We start from the raw sequence: 17,595 nt of genomic DNA, 5'->3' as shown, positions 1-17,595 counted from the left end.
GGTTTTCCCCGTTAGGCACTTGCTCACCATCTCCTACAATCTTCCTTAAAATCTTCTTAAAGAAAGAAGGAAGAAGGGAAGAAGGCCTCCGGGGAGATACGGGCTTGAGCCCACGGGCCTGACGGGATTTAAGGCCTGACATGACGACGTCCCAAATGCCCAAGCTCCTTTCTGTTCTCGATGGCGCGAGGACCGAGCGTCCGCCCGTGTGGTTCATGCGGCAGGCGGGGCGCTACCTGCCGGAATATCGGGCCGTCCGGGCCACCGAGCCGACCTTCATCGACTTCTGCCTGAATCCGGAAAAGGCCGCCGAGGTGACCCTGCAGCCGATGCGACGGTTTCCTTATGACGCGGCCATTGTGTTCGCCGACATCCTGCTGATCCCTCAGGCCCTCGGCCAAAAGGTCTGGTTCGAGGCGGGCGAGGGACCCAAGCTAGGCGAGCTGCCGTCCATCGAGTCCATGCGGGAGCTGACGGATCAGGCCGGCCAGGCGCTGGGCGCGGTCGGCGAGACGCTCAGCCGCGTGCGTTCAGCCCTGGAGCCCGAGCGGACCTTGATCGGCTTCGCCGGCGCCCCCTGGACCGTGGCGACCTACATGATCGAGGGCGGCTCCAGCGACCGTTCCGGCGCGCGGACCTTCGCCTACCAGCACGCCGACCAGCTGGACGCCCTGATCCAGGTGCTGGTCGACGCCACCATCGACTACCTGGCCATGCAGGTCACCTCGGGCGCCCAGGTGCTGAAGCTGTTCGAGAGCTGGGCCGAGGGCCTGTCCGAGCCGCTGTTCGACCGGCTGGTGACCAAGCCGCACACGGCCATTGTCGAGGGCTTGCGGGCTCGGGGCGTGACGACGCCGGTGATCGGCTTCCCACGCGGGGCTGGAACCCTGGTCGAGACCTATGCCAGGACCGCGCCGGTCCAGGGGGTGGCGCTGGACACCCAGGCCTCCGCGGCCTTGGGCCAAACGATCCAGAAGACCAAGGCCATCCAGGGCGCGCTGGATCCGCTGCTGTTGCGGGCCGGCGGCGACGCCCTGCTGGTCCGGGTCGACCAGCTTCTGGAACAGTGGGGCCAGGGTCCCTACATCTTCAACCTGGGTCACGGCATCCTGCCCGACACGCCGATCGCCCATGTCGAGGCGGTGCTGGCCCGGGTCACCGGAAAGTGACCAGCCTGACGGACAAGAGGCGCAAGGTCGCTGTCGTCCTGTTCAACCTCGGCGGGCCCGACGGGCCGGACGCCGTGCGGCCGTTCCTGTTCAACCTGTTCCGCGATCCGGCGATCATCGGCCTTCCGGCGGTGGCGCGCTATCCGATCGCCGCCCTCATCGCCGGGACTCGCGCCAAGCTGGCCAGGCAGAACTACGCCCTGATGGGCGGCGGCTCGCCCCTGCTGCCGGAGACTGAGAAGCAGGCGAGGGCGCTCGAGGCGGATCTCGCCGTCCGGTTTCCCGACTCCGCCGTGCGCTGCTTCATCGCCATGCGCTACTGGAAGCCGTTGACCGAAGAGACCGCCGGGGCCGTCAAGGCCTTCGCGCCGGACGAGGTGGTGCTGTTGCCGCTCTATCCGCAATATTCGTCGACCACGACCGGCTCGTCGCTGAAGGCCTGGACGCGAGGCTATCGCAACGGTCCGGGCCGGGTCTCGACAGTCTGCTGCTATCCGGTGGACGAGGATCTGGTTCAGGCGCATGCCGACCTGATCCAGGCCGCCTACGACAAGGCCGGACGCCCTGGTCCGGCGCGCCTGCTGTTCTCGGCCCACGGCCTGCCGGAAAAGGTGATCCTGGCCGGCGATCCCTACCAAAGCCAGGTCGAGGCCACGGCCGCGGCGGTGGCCGCTAGGCTGGGTGAAGGCTGGGACTGGCGGGTGACCTACCAGAGCCGGGTCGGACCGATGAAATGGATCGGCCCGTCGACCGAGGACGAGATCCGCGCCGCCAGCCAGCAGGGCCTGGCCCTGCTGGTGACGCCGATCGCCTTCGTCTCCGAGCACATCGAGACCCTGGTCGAGCTGGACCACGAGTATCGGGAAGTCGCGGTCAAGGCGGGATGCCCGGCCTATGTCCGCGTCCCCGCTTTGGGCGTCGCCCCCGATTTCATCCGAGGCCTGGGCCGCGCCGTCGAGGCGGCTATCGGCGCGCCCGACCGGATCGTCACGACCTGCGCCTGGCGCTGCGGTGGCGATCGCACCCAATGTCCAAACACCCAGGGAGCGTGCGCATGATGGATTTCCTGGCCGGTCATTTCGACCTGATCCGCGGCCTGCACATCATCTTCGTCATGGCTTGGATCGCCGGGATGCTGATCCTGCCGCGCCTGTTCATCTATCACATGAAGGCCGAGCCGGGGTCAGAGATGGACGCGACGTTCAAGCTGGCCGAACTGCGAACCCTGAGGATCATCATCAATCCCGCCATGATCCTGGCCCTGCTGATGGGCTTGCTGCTGGCGATGATCGACACCCAGCGGCTGGGACCGGACTTCTACCTGAAGCCCTGGGCGCTGACCAAGATCGCCGCCCTGCTGTTCCTGTTCGGCTGGCATGGCTTCGTCTCCAAGGCCCGCCGCCAGTTCGCCGCGGGGACCAACACCCGCTCGGAGAAATTCTGGCGGATGACCAATGAGCTGCCCTTCCTGGCGGCCATCGTTATCGTGCTGTCGGTGACGACCAAGTTCCTGGGACACTGAGCCGGCTCGGCTTGACCCGCGGAGCCGCTTGTGGTTCCCATCCGGGAGATAGGTCGCTTGGCGGCCTGTTCCCGCCTCCTACGGACCGGCGCTCGTCCTGACGCGCCCCCGGAGCTCTGGCTTCGAAGGTCTGTCCCCCGATCGATACGCGCCGTCGTCATGGCGCGACCCGCTCGCCGCTTCGTCGCGACGAGTCCGTTCTAGAACCAAGGCCCGGCTCGCGCCTTCGCGGGCCGAGCGACGTTGAGTGTCACCATGACCGACCAAACCGAAAACCAACCTGGCCTAGAGCTGGAACCCGTCGTCGACACGACGGTCGAGCCGGCCGCCGAAACCCCATCCGCCGACGATGCCGGCGACGACGATTCCGAGATCAGCGCCGCCGTGGCCGCCATGGGCCTGACGCGGATGTCGCTGCAGGAGCTGAAGGAAAAGTCGCCCGCCGACCTGCTGGCCTTCGCCGAGACCTTCGAGGTCGAGAACGCCAACTCCATGCGCAAGCAGGACATGATGTTCGCGATCCTGAAGACCCTCGCCGAGGAAGGCGTGGAGATCTTCGGCTCGGGCACCATGGAAGTGGTGCAGGACGGCTTCGGCTTCCTGCGCTCGCCGGAAGCCAACTATCTTCCGGGTCCGGATGATATCTACGTGTCGCCGTCGCAGATTCGCAAGTTCGGCCTGCGCACCGGCGACAGCGTCGAGGGCGCCATCCGTTCGCCGCGGGAAGGCGAACGCTACTTCGCCCTGACCAGTGTCTCGAAGATCAATTTCGAGAGCCCGGACAACGTCCGCCACAAGGTCCACTTCGACAACCTGACGCCGCTCTATCCCGAGGAGCGGCTGCACATGGAACTGCCCGACCCGACCATCAAGGATCGTTCGGGCCGGGTGATCGACATCGTCGCCCCGCTGGGCAAGGGTCAGCGTTGCCTGATCGTCGCCCCGCCGCGGGTGGGCAAGACCGTGATGCTGCAGAACATCGCCAAGTCGATCGAGACCAACCACCCCGAATGCTACCTGATCGTCCTGCTGATCGATGAGCGTCCGGAAGAAGTCACCGACATGCAGCGCACGGTGAAGGGCGAGGTCATCGCCTCGACCTTCGACGAGCCGGCGACCCGCCACGTGCAGGTGGCCGAGATGGTCATCGAGAAGGCCAAGCGCCTTGTCGAGCACAAGCGCGACGTCGTCATCCTGCTGGACTCGGTCACCCGCCTGGGCCGCGCCTACAACACCACCGTCCCGTCATCGGGCAAGGTGCTGACCGGCGGTGTCGACGCCAACGCCCTGCAGCGTCCCAAGCGCTTCTTCGGCGCGGCGCGCAACGTGGAGGAGGGCGGCTCGCTGTCGATCATCGCCACCGCCCTGATCGACACCGGCAGCCGGATGGACGAAGTGATCTTCGAAGAGTTCAAGGGCACCGGCAACTCGGAGATCGTCCTGGACCGCAAGGTCGCCGACAAGCGCATCTTCCCGGCCATCGACGTGCTGAAGTCCGGCACCCGCAAGGAAGAGCTGATCACCCCGCGCGACCAGCTGCAGAAGACCTACGTCCTGCGCCGCATTCTCAACCCGATGGGCGCCTCGGACGCCATCGAGTTCCTGCTGGAGAAGATGCGCCAGTCGAAGACCAACGGCGATTTCTTCCAGTCGATGAACACTTAAGCTTGATGTTTCACGTGAAACACGAAGGGCGGCCGGTGCGGATCGGCCGCCCTTTTTTGTGATCCTCCCTCTCTGGGAGAGGGTGTCGGCGCAGCCGACGGAGGGGGCCTCCCGGCCCGTCTACGGGATCAACAGTGTCGCCCCCGTCGTCCGCCGCCCCTCCAGCGCCTCGTGCGCCGCCCGGGCCTCGGCCAACGGGAAGGTCTGCCCGACCTCGATCTTGATCGCCCCCGACTCCAGAACCGCGAACAGCGCCGCCGCGCTTTCGTCCAGTTCGGCGGTCGTGCCGATATAGTCGAACAGGCGCGGCCGGGTCAGGAACAGCGACCTGGCGCTCAGATCCAGCGGCGCGATCGGCGGAACAGGGCCCGAAGCGTTGCCGAACGTCGCCAAGACGCCACGCCGTCCCAGGCTCTTGAGGCTGGCCTCGAAGGTATCCTTGCCGACCCCGTCATAGACCACGGCCACGCCCTGGCCGCCGGTGATCTCGGCCACCCGGGCCGCGACGTCCTCCTCGCCATAGAGGATGACCTGGTGGGCGCCGTGCTGGCGGGCGAGGGCGGCCTTGGCCTCCGACCCGACCGTGGCGATCACGGTCGCACCCAGGGTCTTGGCCCATTGGACCAGGATCGATCCGACGCCGCCGGCCGCCGCATGGATCAGCACGGTCTGACCCGGCTCGACCTTGTGACAGCGGCGGACCAGGAACTCGGCGGTCATGCCCTTGAGCAGCACCGCCGCGGCGGTCTCAAGGCTGACCTGGTCGGGAACCTTCACGGCTCGGTCGGCCGGGACCACGGCCGCTTCGGCATAGGCGCCGAGCGTGCCGTTATAGGCGACGCGGTCCCCTGTCTGGAATCGGGTGACGCCGTCGCCCAACGCTTCGACCATGCCCGCGGCTTCCAGCCCCAGGACGGCCGGCATCTTCAGCGGGTAGAGGCCGGTGCGGTGGTAGGTGTCAATGAAGTTCAGGCCGACGGCCTGGTGGCGGACCAGGATCTGGCCCGGGCCCGGCCTAGGGACGGGAAGGTCGATGGCCTCGAGCACCTCGGGGCTCCCGGCGCGTACGGCTTGTATGGCCAGCATGGCGGTCAGCCCAGGTTGGACTTGAAGAAGGCCAGGCTGCGGGCGTTGGCCTTACCGGCGTCGGCCGCGTCGTAATGCGCGCCGCCCACCCGGGCGAAGGCGTGGTCGCGGCCAGGATAGGTGTGGACCTCGATCTGAGGGTGCTCCTTAAGCGCGTCGAGGATGACCTTCTGGGCTTCCTTGGGGACGAACTGGTCTTCCTCGGCGATGTGCATCAGCAGCGGCCGGGCCAGTTTCTCGGCCTCGGCCACATGCTTCTCGGTTCCGACACCGTAGTAGGAGATGCTGGCGTCGGCGTCCGTGCGAGTGGCGGTCAGAAAGGCCAGCAGGCCGCCCAGGCAGTAGCCGACCGCGCCGACCTTGCCGTTGACGCCGGGCAGCTCGCGAACGGCGGCGATGGTCGCCGCGATGTCCGAGACGCCGGCGTCGACATCGAAGGCGTTATAGAGTTCGAAGGCCTTCTTCCATTCGGCGTCGCTCTGGTCGGTGATGTCGATCCCGGGCTCGATACGCCAGAACAGGTCGGGGCAAACGGCGATGAAGCCCTGGGCGGCCAGGTCATCGCAGATGTCGCGCATCACCTTGTTGACGCCGAAAATCTCCTGGATCACGACGACGGCGGGCGCCGGGGTCGAGGACGGGCGGGCCACATAGGCGGAGAAGGCGCCGTCGGGAGTGGTGATCGTGAGGGTCTCGGACATGGGGCTCTCCGTGTCGCTGGCGGGATCGTTCAGCGTCGATGGGACTTTCGACCGAAGCGCTCTAACGTGCGCCGATGCGGTCAGGGCATAACAATATCGTGCCCCCGTGACAGGGAACCCCAGATCATGAAGATGACCATCGAGATTGACTGCACGCCGGTGGAGGCTCGCGCCTTCCTGGGCCTGCCGGATGTGAGCGCTCTGAATGAGCATCTGGTCAAGGAGATGCAGGACCGGATGTCCTCCAACATGGCCATGCTCGCGCCCGAGGAGCTGATGAAGAATTGGATGGCGTTTGGAGCCGGGGCTCAGGATCAGTTCCGCAAGCTGATGACGGCGGCGGCCGGCGCGGCGGTCGGCGGCATGGGCGGCAAGACCGAATGAACGACACGATCTACGCCCCGGCCACCGGGGCGGGCAGGGCGGCCGTGGCGGTGGTGCGGGTCTCGGGACCTTGCGCCGCTGACGCCGTGCGGGCTCTGGCCGGCGATCTGCCCAAGCCGCGGCGCGCGGCTTTGCGTCGGCTGGTCCGAGACGAGGTAGCGCTCGACGAAGCCCTGGTGCTCTGGTTCCCGGGTCCGGCCAGCTATACCGGGGAAGACGCGGCCGAGTTTCACGTGCACGGCGGTAGGGCCGTGGTCGAGGGGGTGCTTGACGCCCTCGCGGCGAAAGGCCTGCGCCTGGCCGAGCCCGGGGAGTTCACGCGACGCGCCTTCGAGAACGGCAAGCTGGATCTGACCCAGGCCGAGGGCGTGGCCGATCTGATCGACGCCGAGACTGACGCCCAGCGCCGGCAAGCCCTCGGCCAGCTGGGCGGCGCGCTCAGCCAGCGCTACGACGCTTGGCGCGGCTTGCTGGTGCAGGCCCTGGCCATGCTGGAGGCGGCGGTCGACTTTCCCGACGAGGAGCTTCCAGAGGACGTTGCGGCTCGCGCCCGGCCGGGCCTAGAGGCCCTGGAGGCGGAGATCGCAGCCGCCCTGGTTGAAGCCTCACGCGGTCGAAGGGTGCGCGACGGCTTTCGCGTCGCCCTGATTGGCGCGCCGAACGCCGGCAAGAGCACGCTGTTGAACGCCCTGGCGGAGCGCGACGCGGCGATCGTGACGTCCACGCCAGGCACTACGCGCGACATTATCGAGGTCGCCCTGACTCTGGGGGGCTACAAAACGCTGCTGGCCGATACTGCGGGGCTGCGGGAAACCGAGGACGCCATCGAGGCCGAGGGCGTACGCCGCGCGCGCGCCTGGGCCGCCGAGGCGGACCTGCGGTTATGGGTGATCGACGCAGCGATGTTCCACGTGAAACAGGCGGACGAAGCATCGGCCATCCTTCCCGGCGACTGGGCGGTGATCAACAAGATCGACCTGGTCGATGCTTACCGTCTGGAAGAGCTGCGGGCGGAGTTCGGGGCGCGCGGCCTGAAGGTGATCGAGCTCGCCGCCCGCAAGCCCGGCGGCGCGGAGCCGGCGAGGAGGGCCTTGACCGCCCACGTGGTTGACGCGCTGTCGGGGGCGGAGTTCCCCGCCGCGACCCGCATTCGCCATGCGGAAAGCCTGAGCGAAGCACAGTCCTATCTGCAGCGCGCCCTGTCCGACGTGAGTCTTGAGGTTGAACTCGCGGCTGAGGACGTCCGGTTGGCCGCGCGTGCATTGTCGCGGATCACCGGGCGGATCGATCCGGAGGACGTGCTGGATCGTGTTTTTTCAAGCTTCTGCATCGGCAAATGATGTTCCACGTGAAACATCGTCTTGAATCATCCACAGGCTGATCACAGATGTCTCGGCGGTGTTTCACGTGAAACACTCGGGACCGACTCGCCGATCCGGGAGGTTCCACGTATAAGGTCGATCACGCCCCCGCCGCGACGGGGGCGTTCGCATTGAGGCGCGTCTTGTCCAATACCTGGGATGTCATTGTCATCGGCGGCGGCCATGCCGGCTGCGAGGCGGCGGCCGCGTCGGCCCGCGCCGGAGCGTGTACCCTGCTGCTGACCCACAAGCGCGAGACCGTCGGCGAGATGTCGTGCAACCCCGCCATTGGCGGCCTGGGCAAGGGTCACCTGGTCCGTGAAATCGACGCCCTGGACGGCCTGATGGGCCGGATCGGCGACAAGGCCGGCATCCAGTATCGCCTGCTGAACCGCTCGAAGGGCCCCGCCGTGCGCGGCCCGCGGTCGCAGATCGACCGCAAGCTCTATCGCCAGGCCATGCAGGCCGAACTGTTCGCCTATCCGAACCTCGACGTGATCGCCGCCGCGGCCGAGGACCTGATCGTCGAGGGCGGCGTCGTGGCCGGCGTGATCGACGGGGAGGGGGGCGCCTATCGGGCTTCACGCGTAGTCCTGACCACCGGCACGTTTCTGAAGGGCGTCATCCACCAGGGCGAGACCCGCATCCCAGCCGGCCGGGTCGGCGAGGCGCCGTCGATCGGCCTGTCGGACCGGCTCTACGCGTTGGGCTTCGACATGGGCCGCCTGAAGACTGGCACCCCGGCGCGGCTGGACGGGCGGACCATCGCCTGGGATCGCCTGGAGATGCAGGCCGCCGACGAGCAGCCCGAGCCGTTCTCGTTCCTGACGTCGCACGTGGACGTGCCGCAGATTCAATGCGGCATCACCTACACCACGGCGGAGACCCACAGGATCATCGCCGAGCGCCTGGGCGAGTCGGCGGTCTACGGTGGCCACGCCACGGGAATCGGCCCGCGCTACTGCCCCTCGATCGAGGACAAGGTCGTTCGCTTCGCCGACAAGACCAGCCATCAGGTGTTCCTGGAGCCGGAGGGCCTGGACGACCCCACCGTCTATCCGAACGGGGTCTCGACCTCGGTCTCGGCCGAAACCCAGCTGCTGTTCCTGCGCACCATGCCCGGCCTCGAGAACGTCGAGGTCATCCGGTACGGCTATGCGATCGAGTATGACTATGTCGACCCGCGCGAGCTCTACCCGACTCTGGAGGCCAAGCGCTTGCCGGGGCTCTACCTGGCCGGCCAGATCAATGGCACGACGGGATATGAGGAAGCCGGCGCCCAGGGCCTGATGGCGGGGCTCAATGCGGCCCTGGCCGCGCAGGGCAGGGAGCCCGCCGTGTTCGCCCGCGACGAGGCCTATATCGGGGTGATGATCGACGACCTGGTCACCCGGGGGGTCACCGAACCCTATCGCATGTTCACAAGCCGGGCCGAGTTCCGTTTGATCCTGCGGGCCGACAACGCCGACCAGCGCCTGACCGACAAGGGCCTGGCCCTGGGCGTCGTGGGTCCTGTCCGGGCCGAGGCCTGGGCGGCCAAGAAGGCCGAGCTGGACGCCGTGCGCGCCTTTGCGCGTTCGGTCACCCTCACCCCGGCCGAGGCCAACCGGGCCGGCTTCAAGGTCAATCACGACGGTCAGCGCCGCGACGTCCTGGCCATGCTCGCCTTGCCCGATGTCACCCTGGAGCGGCTGGCGTCGGTCTGGCCCGAGATTTCCACGTGGAGCGCGGTGGCCCGTGAGCAGATCGAGATCGAAGCGGCCTATGCCGGCTATCTCGATCGCCAGCGCAATGACGCCGAGGCCTTCCGCAAGGAAGAGGACCTACGCCTGCCGGCCGACCTGGACTACGGCCTGGTCGGCAGCCTGTCGAACGAGGTGCGCGAGAAGCTGACGCGGGTGAAGCCGCTGACCCTGGGCCAGGCGGCCCGGATCGAGGGCGTGACGCCCGGCGCCCTGACCGCGCTGCTGGCCCATGTCCGCCGGTCGAAGGCCGCCTGATGTCCGCGCTAAAGTCCTTGGGCGCCGAGCCCCTGGTCATCGAGGAGCTGGATCCGGTGGACGCCGCCGCCTTCCAGCGGCTGACCTGTTGTTCGGATACGCAGCTGGCCGACCTGACGCGGTTCCAGGCCCTGCTGGCCGAGTGGAACGAAGTGATGAACCTGGTAGGGCCAGCGACGATCGCTACCTATTGGAACCGTCACGCCTGGGACAGCGCCCAGCTTCTGGCGCTTGCCCCTGAAGCCAAGGTCTGGGCCGACCTGGGCGCCGGCGCCGGCCTGCCGGGCATTGTGCTGGCGATCCTGCTTAAGGACACGCCCGGCGCCAAGGTTCATCTGGTCGAGAGCATGGCCAAGCGCTGCCGCTTCCTGCGCGTGGTGGCCGACGAGCTGGTCCTGCCGGTCGAGATCCACAACGCCCGCGCCGAGGACCTGGACCTGAAGGTCGACGTCGTCACCGCCCGGGCCTGCGCGCCGATGGTCAGACTGCTGGGCTATGCCCAGCCCTACCTGAAGCGTGGTGCGACCGCTTGGTTCCTGAAGGGACAAGATGTCGCGTCCGAACTGGCGGAAGCCGCCACATATTGGAAGTTCGAGTCCGACCTGCGGCCATCCCGGAGCGACCCGCGGGGCCAGATCGTGCAAGTGAAGGGGCTTAAGAGTGTCCGCAAAGTCTGACCAACCGCTGCGCGTTCTCGCCATCGCCAATCAGAAGGGCGGGGTAGGCAAGACCACGACGGCGATCAATCTGGGCACGGCCCTGGCCGCCTGCGGCGAGCGCGTGCTGCTGATCGACGCCGATCCGCAGGGCAACTGCTCGACGGGGCTGGGCATCACCCGCCTGCAGCGCCGTACTACCCTGTACGACGTCCTGATGGGCGAGGCACCGGTGGTCGACGCCGCGGTCAAAACCGAGCTGCCGGGGCTGGACGTGATCCCGGCCGACGCCGACCTGTCGGGCGTCGAGATCGAGCTGGGCCAGCAGGCGCGGCGTTCCTACCGCCTGCGCGACGCGCTGGAGCCGCTTCGCGCCAGCGGCCCCTACACCTATGTGCTGATCGACTGCCCGCCGTCGCTGAACGTGCTGACCGTCAACGCCATGACCGCGGCCGACGCGGTGTTCGTGCCGCTGCAGTGTGAGTTCTTCGCCCTGGAAGGCCTGACCCAGCTGATGCGGACCATCGAGCGGGTGCGCGGCAGCCTCAATCCCAAGCTCGAGATCCAGGGCGTGGTGCTGACGATGTACGATCGCCGCAACAGCCTGTCGGACCAGGTGGCGCGGGATGTCCGGGACCACTTCGGCGACAAGGTGTATGACGCGGTCATACCGCGCAACGTCCGGGTGTCGGAGGCGCCGTCGTTCGGTAAGCCCGTGCTGCTCTACGACCTCAAATGCGCGGGCAGCCAGGCCTATCTGCGGCTGGCGCGCGAGGTGATCAGCCGTGAGAAGTCGCGACTATCCCAGGCAGCGTGAGCGCGGCCTGAGGATAACCAGCCAAGTCATTGTCAAAGTTGAGTGTTGAGCGCGTGAAGGAGTCGGTCGTGGCAGGAGAGCCGGGGATGTCTGAAGGTCGTCGTGGGTTGGGTCGCGGCCTTTCCGCCTTGCTCGGCGAGGTCGATTCCGCTCCTGCCCAGGCGCCCGGCGACGCCAGCACCGGCTCGCGGGAAGCCCCAATCGAGCTGATCCGCCGTAATCCCGACCAGCCTCGCCGGTCGTTCCGCGAGGAGGACCTGGTAGAACTTTCCGACTCGATCCGGGAGAAGGGCGTCCTGCAGCCGATCCTGGTGCGACCGGCGCCGGGGGCCGCTGGCGAGTACCAGATCGTCGCTGGCGAGCGTCGCTGGCGCGCCGCCCAGCGCGCCGGCCTCAAGACCCTGCCGATCATGGTCCGCGAGCTGGACGACCTGGCGGTGCTGGAAATCGGCATCATCGAGAACGTCCAGCGCGCCGACCTGAACGCCATCGAAGAGGCGCTGAGCTACAAGGTGCTGATCGAGAAGTTCGGCCAGACCCAGGAGCTGATCGCCCAGACGGTGGGCAAGAGCCGCAGCCACGTGGCCAATACCCTGCGGCTGTTGGCCCTACCGGATTCGGTCCAGGGCTATGTGACTTCCGGTGAGATGACCGCCGGCCATGCCCGGGCGATCGCCACGGCGGCCGACCCGGCGGCGTTGGCGCGTGAAGTCATCGACAAGGGCCTGTCGGTCCGCGACACCGAGGCCCTGGCCCGCCGCACGCCGAACGCGGCCGGCGAGGTGCGGGCCAAGTCGAGCGGCGGCCGGCCGCCGAAATCCAAGGACACCGACACCCAATCCCTCGAAGCCGACCTGTCGTCGCTGCTGGGTCTGGACGTCGAGATCGACGACCGCGGCGGAGCCGGCGCCCTGACCATCCGCTACGCCACGCTCGAACAGCTGGACGACCTCTGCAACCGACTGACCCGCGGGGCGTGAGGCTTCGCAGGAGGGTCCTCTGTGGCGCGCGGAGGAGGGCCTGGCCGTAGTCCTGCCGGCCGAATTCGCGACGGGACGCGGTCTGGGTCGGCGAAATCTAGGTTAAGCCTCTGACCTAGAAGAAGAAACTTCGTTTTTGGGTCGTAATTCGGACGGTCTTGGCGGCCTTGATTTCCACAGCCTATCGCCGGCGCGGCCCAGATATTTTTTGACAAAGGAGCCGACTCAAGGCCCGCGGTGGCCAGTAGAGCTGGGGCGCTTCGATGAGAGGCGCCCTAGGTTTGCGGGGCCAAGCCCAACCACCGACGGACCGTCCGCAGGATCGAGAAGCCCGTCGGCCTGGCCGTCGGCCGGCTCGCGATCGCGACCGGCGGACCGGAGTTCGATCCGGCGCGGACCCCCGGAATCGCCGTGGCGTCGACGACGGATCGACCGAACGACCCGGCGGCCTCGAAGGCGCCCTTCACCCGGAACGCCCGGTGACCGGGCCAATCATCGCCGTCGCGTGGGACGAAGGGGCCGCCCGGTTTCTCGAAAAGCTGAAGGTCGCTCTGCGGCGCCTCGCACTCCGAACAATGATTCGCCCAGTAGGCGCTCCGGGTCGCCTGGCTGAAGGCGCGCCGATAGCGTGGGGTCCGCATGATCGCCTGGGCCGCGATCGAGGAGGGAAGGGTGTCGATGTGGAAGGCGAAGCGCCAGCCCTCGCCGCCGCCCCAATGGCCCTGGCCGTCGGGGTCGTCCTCCCAGACGCTGAAGTCCTCGAAGCCGGGGGCCATCAGGAAGCCGGCGACGACCGTGTCCTTCTCGCAACGCCAGCACCGATGGGGCGCGGTGACCACATAGGTCTCAAGGGACCGGAGGTTCAGTCCCGGAACGCCGGGATCCTGCTCCGGAAACCAGCGCCGGAAGGGCAGGAGGTCCATGCCGTCTGGAACATACCAGCAGCGTCGCGAAGGCTCCCAGCGCGCGCCCAGGGCCTCGGCCTGGTTCCTCTCAGCGTAGGGCACGTTAAGGTCCATGACGCCTCGTACTGGGTCTCCAACGCCTAGGATAGACCAAGCGCGGGGATTCCAAAGCTTGGCCGCGCGCTACAGCCCCAGCCGCCGCGCCTTGCCGGCGATCTGCAGGGCCAGGCGTTCGGAAATCAACTGGTCGGGCGAGCCGGAGGTCTTGCACGCCTTGTCGGCCGCCAGGATCTCGGCCTGGACCAGCAGCAGCTGATCCAGGGTCCAGGCCCGGGCCTGGCGCAGGAACTCGCGCTCGCTCTTCCAGAACACGCCAGAAGCCTTGGCCGCGGCCGCCAGGTCGACACCGTTCTTGTGCAGGGTCAGGGTGCGGCGCAGGCGGCCCAGGTGGTAGCCCATGGCCCGCACGGCGGCGGGGCCGCCCTCTCCCTCGGCGGCGGCGCGGCGCAGCCCGGCCTGGGCGGGGCCGACCCGGCCGCCAAACGCGTCGACGGCGGCGTCGCCCAGCGAGGCCTCGGGCTCGACGCCCAGGAAGTCGGTCAGGTCGGCCGGCGTGGCCACCACGCCGCTGCCAGGGCCCAGATAGAGGGCCAGGCGCTCGACCTCGGCCCGGGCCACGCCGCGCTCCTTGGGCAGGCGCGAGACGAACAGGTCCAGGGCCTCGCCGTTCAGGCTGACCTTGTCCTTGGCCAGGGTCTCCCGCGCCAGACGCGCCAGGTCGCCGGCCTCATCCTCGTAGCAGGGGATCACCGCCGCGCCGACGGCCTTTTCGGCGACCTTGCGCAGGGTGGAGTCGCGGCCCAGGGCGCCTGCCTCGATCAGAAAGAAGGCGTCGGGGTTCAGCTGGCCCTCGACGTGCCGGGCCAAGGCCTCGGCGGCCTGCTTGTCGGGTCCGCTCTTTTCGCCGGTCAGGCGCAGGCGCACCAGGCGACGGCCGCCCATCATCGACAAGGCCGACAGCTCGTCCTCGAGCTTCCCCGCCTGGCTATCCAGGTCGCTTTCGGTCAGCTGGGCGGTGTCGAACGGGTCGTCCGGACGCTCGAACAACCGCTTGGCCAGCTGGTCGGCGCGGTCGCGGACCACGCCGCGGTCGCGGCCATAGATGACCACGGCGCGAACGTCGGCGGCCGGATCCCGCAGGAAGCGTTCGACGTCCGGCCGTTTCGACAGGATCATGCCGGGACCTTAAGCCTTGGCCTTGCCCGCCAGCCAGGTGGCCAGGTCCAGCTGAATCCGGCGGGCCAGTTCGGTGGCGGCGCGTTCCTGGCTGTCCTGCTGGGCGGCGATCGAGGCATAGGGCTGGTCGGCCGAATCATAGGTCACCGCCGCACTGGTCGTGCCCGCCCGCACCTGCTGCCCGGTCTTGGCGTCCAGCAGCCGCCATTTGGCCGTCAGGCTCAGCTCGTAGCGGTTGGCGACATTGTCGACGCGGACGCCGCGCGCATAACGCTTTTCCTCGATCGTGTAGACTAGGCGGTGCGACGGCAGCAGGTTGACGTTTCGCGCGAAGGCGTCGTCAAGCTTCTCGCGCAGCAGGTAGCCGGCGCGACCGTCGGCCGCGACCACCTCGATGGCGCTGAGCCCCTTGGTGACCGACTGGGCGCCGTATAGGGGCGTGAAACCGCAGGACGACAGGGCGAGGGTCGCCACGGCCAGGAAGGCGGCGGGAACAGTCTTGGAGAGCGGAAAGCGCTTCATGGATCAGCCGGCCACGATGTTGACGATACGGTCTTTCACCACGATCACCTTGCGAACGGTCAAGCCCTCAAGGTGGGCCATGACGGCGGCGTCCGCCAGAGCGATTTTCTCGACCTCGGCCTCGGCCGTGCCGGCTTTGACCTTGATCTCGCCGCGGCGCTTGCCATTGATCTGGATCGGCAGCACGCGCTCGTCATCGGCGGCCAGGGCGGGGTCGGCCTTGGGCCAGGGCGCATCGACGACCATGCCGGCCTTGCCCAGATGGGCCCAGGCTTCCTCGGCCAGGTGAGGGGTGAAGGGCGAGATCAGGCGCGCCAGGATCTCCAGGGCCTCGGCGCGGGCCGCCAGGACGCCTTGCGACGCGCCTTCGGCCGGCGCGGCCTTCAGCATGTTCAGGAACTCGTACAGGCGCGCCACGCCGCTGTTGAAGCGGAAACCTTCAATCGAGTCGGTGACGAAGCCGATCAGCCGGTGAGCGCCCTTGCGCAGGGCCAGGGCCGCCGCATCGGCGTCGTCATGGACGAAGTCGCCGGCCGGCTGGCTCTCGAACTCGTTCCAGACCCGGTGGGTGAAGCGCCAGGAGCCCTCGACGCCGCTGTTGGTCCACTGCACGTCACGTTCGGGCGGGCTGTCGCTCATCACGAACAGCCGCGCGGCGTCGACGCCATAGGCTTCGAAGATGTCCTCGGGGGCGACGACGTTCTTCTTGGATTTCGACATCTTCTCGATGTCGCCGATGATGATCGGCTCGCCGGTGGCGGCGTGCTTGGCCGAGCGGGCGTTACCCTCCACCGAGACGACCACGTCCGAGGGTTCGACCCATTCGCCAGCGGCGTTCTTGTAGGCCTCGTGGGTGACCATGCCCTGGGTGAACAGGCCGGCGAACGGCTCCTCCACCGAGACCAGGCCCTCGTCCTTCAGGGCGCGGGTGATGAAGCGGGCGTACAGCAGGTGCAGAACCGCGTGCTCGACGCCGCCGATATACTGGTCGACCGGCATCCAGTGGTCGGCGGCGGTCTTGCTGATCGGCTCGGCGGCGGTCGGGTCGGTGAAGCGGGCGAAGTACCAGGAGCTGTCGACAAAGGTGTCCAGCGTGTCGGTCTCGCGCTCGGCCTTGCCGCCGCAGCTGGGGCAGGTGGTGTGGCGCCACGTCGGATGGCGCAGCAGTGGGTTGCCCGGCTTGTCGAAAGCTACGTCGTCCGGCAGCACAACGGGCAGCTGGTCCTCCGGCACGCCCACGGGGCCGCAGGCCTCGCAATGGATGACCGGGATCGGGCAGCCCCAGTAGCGCTGGCGCGAGACGCCCCAGTCGCGCAGGCGATAGACGGTGGCCCCCTGGCCCTGGCCCATGGCCTCGATGCGGTGCACCGCCTCGGTCTTGGCCGCCTCGATGTCCAGCCCGTCCAGGAACTGGGAATTGAAGATGGCGCCGGGGCCGACATAGGCCTCCTTACCAACCTGGTAGGTCGCGGCGTCCTCGCCCGGCGGCAGGACCACCGGCTTGACCGGCAGGTCGTACTTGCGGGCGAAGTCCAGGTCGCGCTGGTCGTGGGCCGGGCAGGCGAAGATCGCGCCCGTGCCGTAGTCCATCAGGATGAAGTTGGCGATCCAGACTGGCAGGGTCTGGGTCGGGTCCAGCGGATGGACCACGCGCAGGCCGGTGTCGCGGCCCAGCTTCTCGGCGCCCTCGATGTCGGCTTCCGAGGTGCCGCCCTTGCGGCATTCGGCGACGAAGGCGGCCACGGCCGGGTCGGCCGCCCCCAGCTGCTCGGCCAGCGGATGCTCCGGGGCGATCCCCACGAAGCTTGCGCCGAACAGGGTGTCGGGACGGGTGGTGTAGACCTCCAGGCCGCCCTCATGGCCGGCCGGAGCCGAACCGTCGAACTTGAACGTGAACCGCAAGCCCTTGGACCGGCCGATCCAGTTCTCCTGCATGATCCGGACCTTCTCGGGCCAGCGATCCAGGGTCTTCAGGCCATCGATCAGGGCGTCGGCATAGTCGGTGATGCGCAGGAACCACTGGGTCAGCTTGCGCTTCTCCACGGTCGCGCCCGAGCGCCAGCCCTTGCCGTCGATCACCTGCTCGTTGGCCAGGACGGTCATGTCGACCGGGTCCCAGTTGACCGAGGCTTCCTTGCGATAGACCAGGCCGCGCTTCAGCAGCCGCAGGAACCAGGCCTGCTGCTTGCCGTAATAGTCCGGGTCGCAGGTGGCGAATTCTCGCGACCAGTCGACCGACAGGCCCAGGGCCTTCAGCTGCTCGCGCATGGCGGCGATGTTGTCGTAGGTCCAGCCCTTGGGGTGGACGCCGCGCTCCATGGCGGCGTTCTCGGCCGGCATGCCGAAGGCGTCCCAGCCCATCGGATGCAGGACATTGAAGCCCTGGGCGCGCTTGTAGCGGGCCACCACGTCACCCATGGCGTAGTTGCGCACATGGCCCATGTGAATGCGCCCCGACGGGTAGGGGAACATCTCGAGCACATAGTACTTCGGGCGCGCGTCGGGGGTGATCGGCGTCAGGAAGGTGTTGGCGTTCGCCCAGGCGGCGCGCCACTTCGGCTCGGTGTCTTTGGGGTTGTAGCGGGCCATGA

16 protein-coding genes are annotated in these 17,595 nt (G+C 67.9%); 10 read left to right on the top strand and 6 right to left on the bottom strand.

The genetic code is table 11. The annotated features are described in order from the left end of the window. Window positions 1–140 precede the first annotated feature (140 nt). The 4 genes from hemE (at window position 141) to rho (ending at window position 4,356) form a co-directional block, all read left to right on the top strand. Window positions 141–1,169, top strand: coding sequence for a uroporphyrinogen decarboxylase (gene hemE, locus EV278_RS15360; RefSeq protein ID WP_132093150.1), 1,029 nt, complete (start codon window positions 141–143; stop codon window positions 1,167–1,169). A gap of 5 nt (window positions 1,170–1,174) precedes the next feature. Beyond that, a complete protein-coding gene (gene hemH, locus EV278_RS15355; protein ID WP_132093216.1) occupies window positions 1,175–2,227 on the top strand; it encodes a ferrochelatase in 1,053 nt (350 codons plus the stop codon). Continuing rightward, window positions 2,224–2,691, top strand: a complete 468-nt coding sequence (locus tag EV278_RS15350; protein WP_132093148.1) for a CopD family protein — start codon at window positions 2,224–2,226, stop codon at window positions 2,689–2,691. Before hemH ends, EV278_RS15350 begins: the two co-directional genes overlap by 4 nt. A 255-nt stretch (window positions 2,692–2,946) precedes the next feature. Further along, window positions 2,947–4,356 carry a transcription termination factor Rho gene (gene rho, locus EV278_RS15345; RefSeq protein ID WP_132093145.1) on the top strand — a complete coding sequence of 470 codons (1,410 nt, stop codon included), beginning with the start codon at window positions 2,947–2,949 and terminating at the stop codon, window positions 4,354–4,356. Between the two features lie 120 nt (window positions 4,357–4,476). Here the strand turns inward: rho and EV278_RS15340 are convergent, their stop codons facing one another. Beyond that, entirely contained in the window at window positions 4,477–5,442 is a 966-nt protein-coding gene (locus tag EV278_RS15340) for a quinone oxidoreductase (RefSeq protein WP_132093142.1), read from the bottom strand. A 5-nt stretch (window positions 5,443–5,447) separates the two neighbouring features. Continuing rightward, window positions 5,448–6,143, bottom strand: a complete 696-nt coding sequence (locus EV278_RS15335; RefSeq protein WP_132093139.1) for a dienelactone hydrolase family protein — start codon at window positions 6,141–6,143, stop codon at window positions 5,448–5,450. 126 nt (window positions 6,144–6,269) lie between these two features. Here EV278_RS15335 and EV278_RS15330 point away from each other — a divergent pair, with 126 nt between their 5' ends. From EV278_RS15330 to EV278_RS15305, 6 genes are all read left to right on the top strand, one after another. Beyond that, complete coding sequence (locus EV278_RS15330; RefSeq protein WP_028039629.1) at window positions 6,270–6,527, top strand: DUF6489 family protein; 258 nt, start codon at window positions 6,270–6,272, stop codon at window positions 6,525–6,527. Then, entirely contained in the window at window positions 6,524–7,867 is a 1,344-nt protein-coding gene (gene mnmE, locus EV278_RS15325; RefSeq protein WP_132093136.1) for a tRNA uridine-5-carboxymethylaminomethyl(34) synthesis GTPase MnmE, read from the top strand. The genes EV278_RS15330 and mnmE overlap by 4 nt, the downstream gene beginning before the upstream one ends. A 164-nt stretch (window positions 7,868–8,031) precedes the next feature. Further along, a complete protein-coding gene (gene mnmG, locus EV278_RS15320) occupies window positions 8,032–9,888 on the top strand; it encodes a tRNA uridine-5-carboxymethylaminomethyl(34) synthesis enzyme MnmG (protein WP_132093133.1) in 1,857 nt (618 codons plus the stop codon). Beyond that, a complete protein-coding gene (gene rsmG, locus EV278_RS15315) occupies window positions 9,888–10,565 on the top strand; it encodes a 16S rRNA (guanine(527)-N(7))-methyltransferase RsmG (protein WP_132093130.1) in 678 nt (225 codons plus the stop codon). The genes mnmG and rsmG overlap by 1 nt, the downstream gene beginning before the upstream one ends. Next, the gene (locus tag EV278_RS15310; RefSeq protein ID WP_132093127.1) at window positions 10,549–11,361 is read left to right on the top strand and encodes a ParA family protein; all 813 of its coding nucleotides are present in this window, start codon (window positions 10,549–10,551) and stop codon (window positions 11,359–11,361) included. Before rsmG ends, EV278_RS15310 begins: the two co-directional genes overlap by 17 nt. A gap of 86 nt (window positions 11,362–11,447) precedes the next feature. Then, window positions 11,448–12,341 (top strand): ParB/RepB/Spo0J family partition protein, encoded by an 894-nt coding sequence (locus EV278_RS15305; protein ID WP_132093124.1) that lies wholly within the window; start codon window positions 11,448–11,450, stop codon window positions 12,339–12,341. 275 nt (window positions 12,342–12,616) lie between these two features. On the opposite strand, the gene EV278_RS15300 is transcribed toward EV278_RS15305, so the two are convergent. The 4 genes from EV278_RS15300 to leuS form a co-directional block, all read right to left on the bottom strand. Continuing rightward, window positions 12,617–13,348 (bottom strand): DUF5710 domain-containing protein, encoded by a 732-nt coding sequence (locus tag EV278_RS15300; protein ID WP_132093121.1) that lies wholly within the window; start codon window positions 13,346–13,348, stop codon window positions 12,617–12,619. Window positions 13,349–13,429: 81 nt separating this feature from the next. Then, complete coding sequence (gene holA, locus EV278_RS15295; protein WP_132093118.1) at window positions 13,430–14,482, bottom strand: DNA polymerase III subunit delta; 1,053 nt, start codon at window positions 14,480–14,482, stop codon at window positions 13,430–13,432. Between the two features lie 9 nt (window positions 14,483–14,491). Further along, a complete protein-coding gene (lptE, locus tag EV278_RS15290; protein ID WP_132093115.1) occupies window positions 14,492–15,004 on the bottom strand; it encodes an LPS assembly lipoprotein LptE in 513 nt (170 codons plus the stop codon). Between the two features lie 3 nt (window positions 15,005–15,007). Next, window positions 15,008–17,593, bottom strand: a complete 2,586-nt coding sequence (gene leuS / locus EV278_RS15285; RefSeq protein WP_132093112.1) for a leucine--tRNA ligase — start codon at window positions 17,591–17,593, stop codon at window positions 15,008–15,010. Window positions 17,594–17,595: the final 2 nt, after the last annotated feature.

The organism is Caulobacter sp. BK020 (genome assembly GCF_004342605.1).
Taxonomy (GTDB): domain Bacteria; phylum Pseudomonadota; class Alphaproteobacteria; order Caulobacterales; family Caulobacteraceae; genus Caulobacter.
This window is presented reverse-complemented; position numbering and strand designations above follow the sequence as displayed.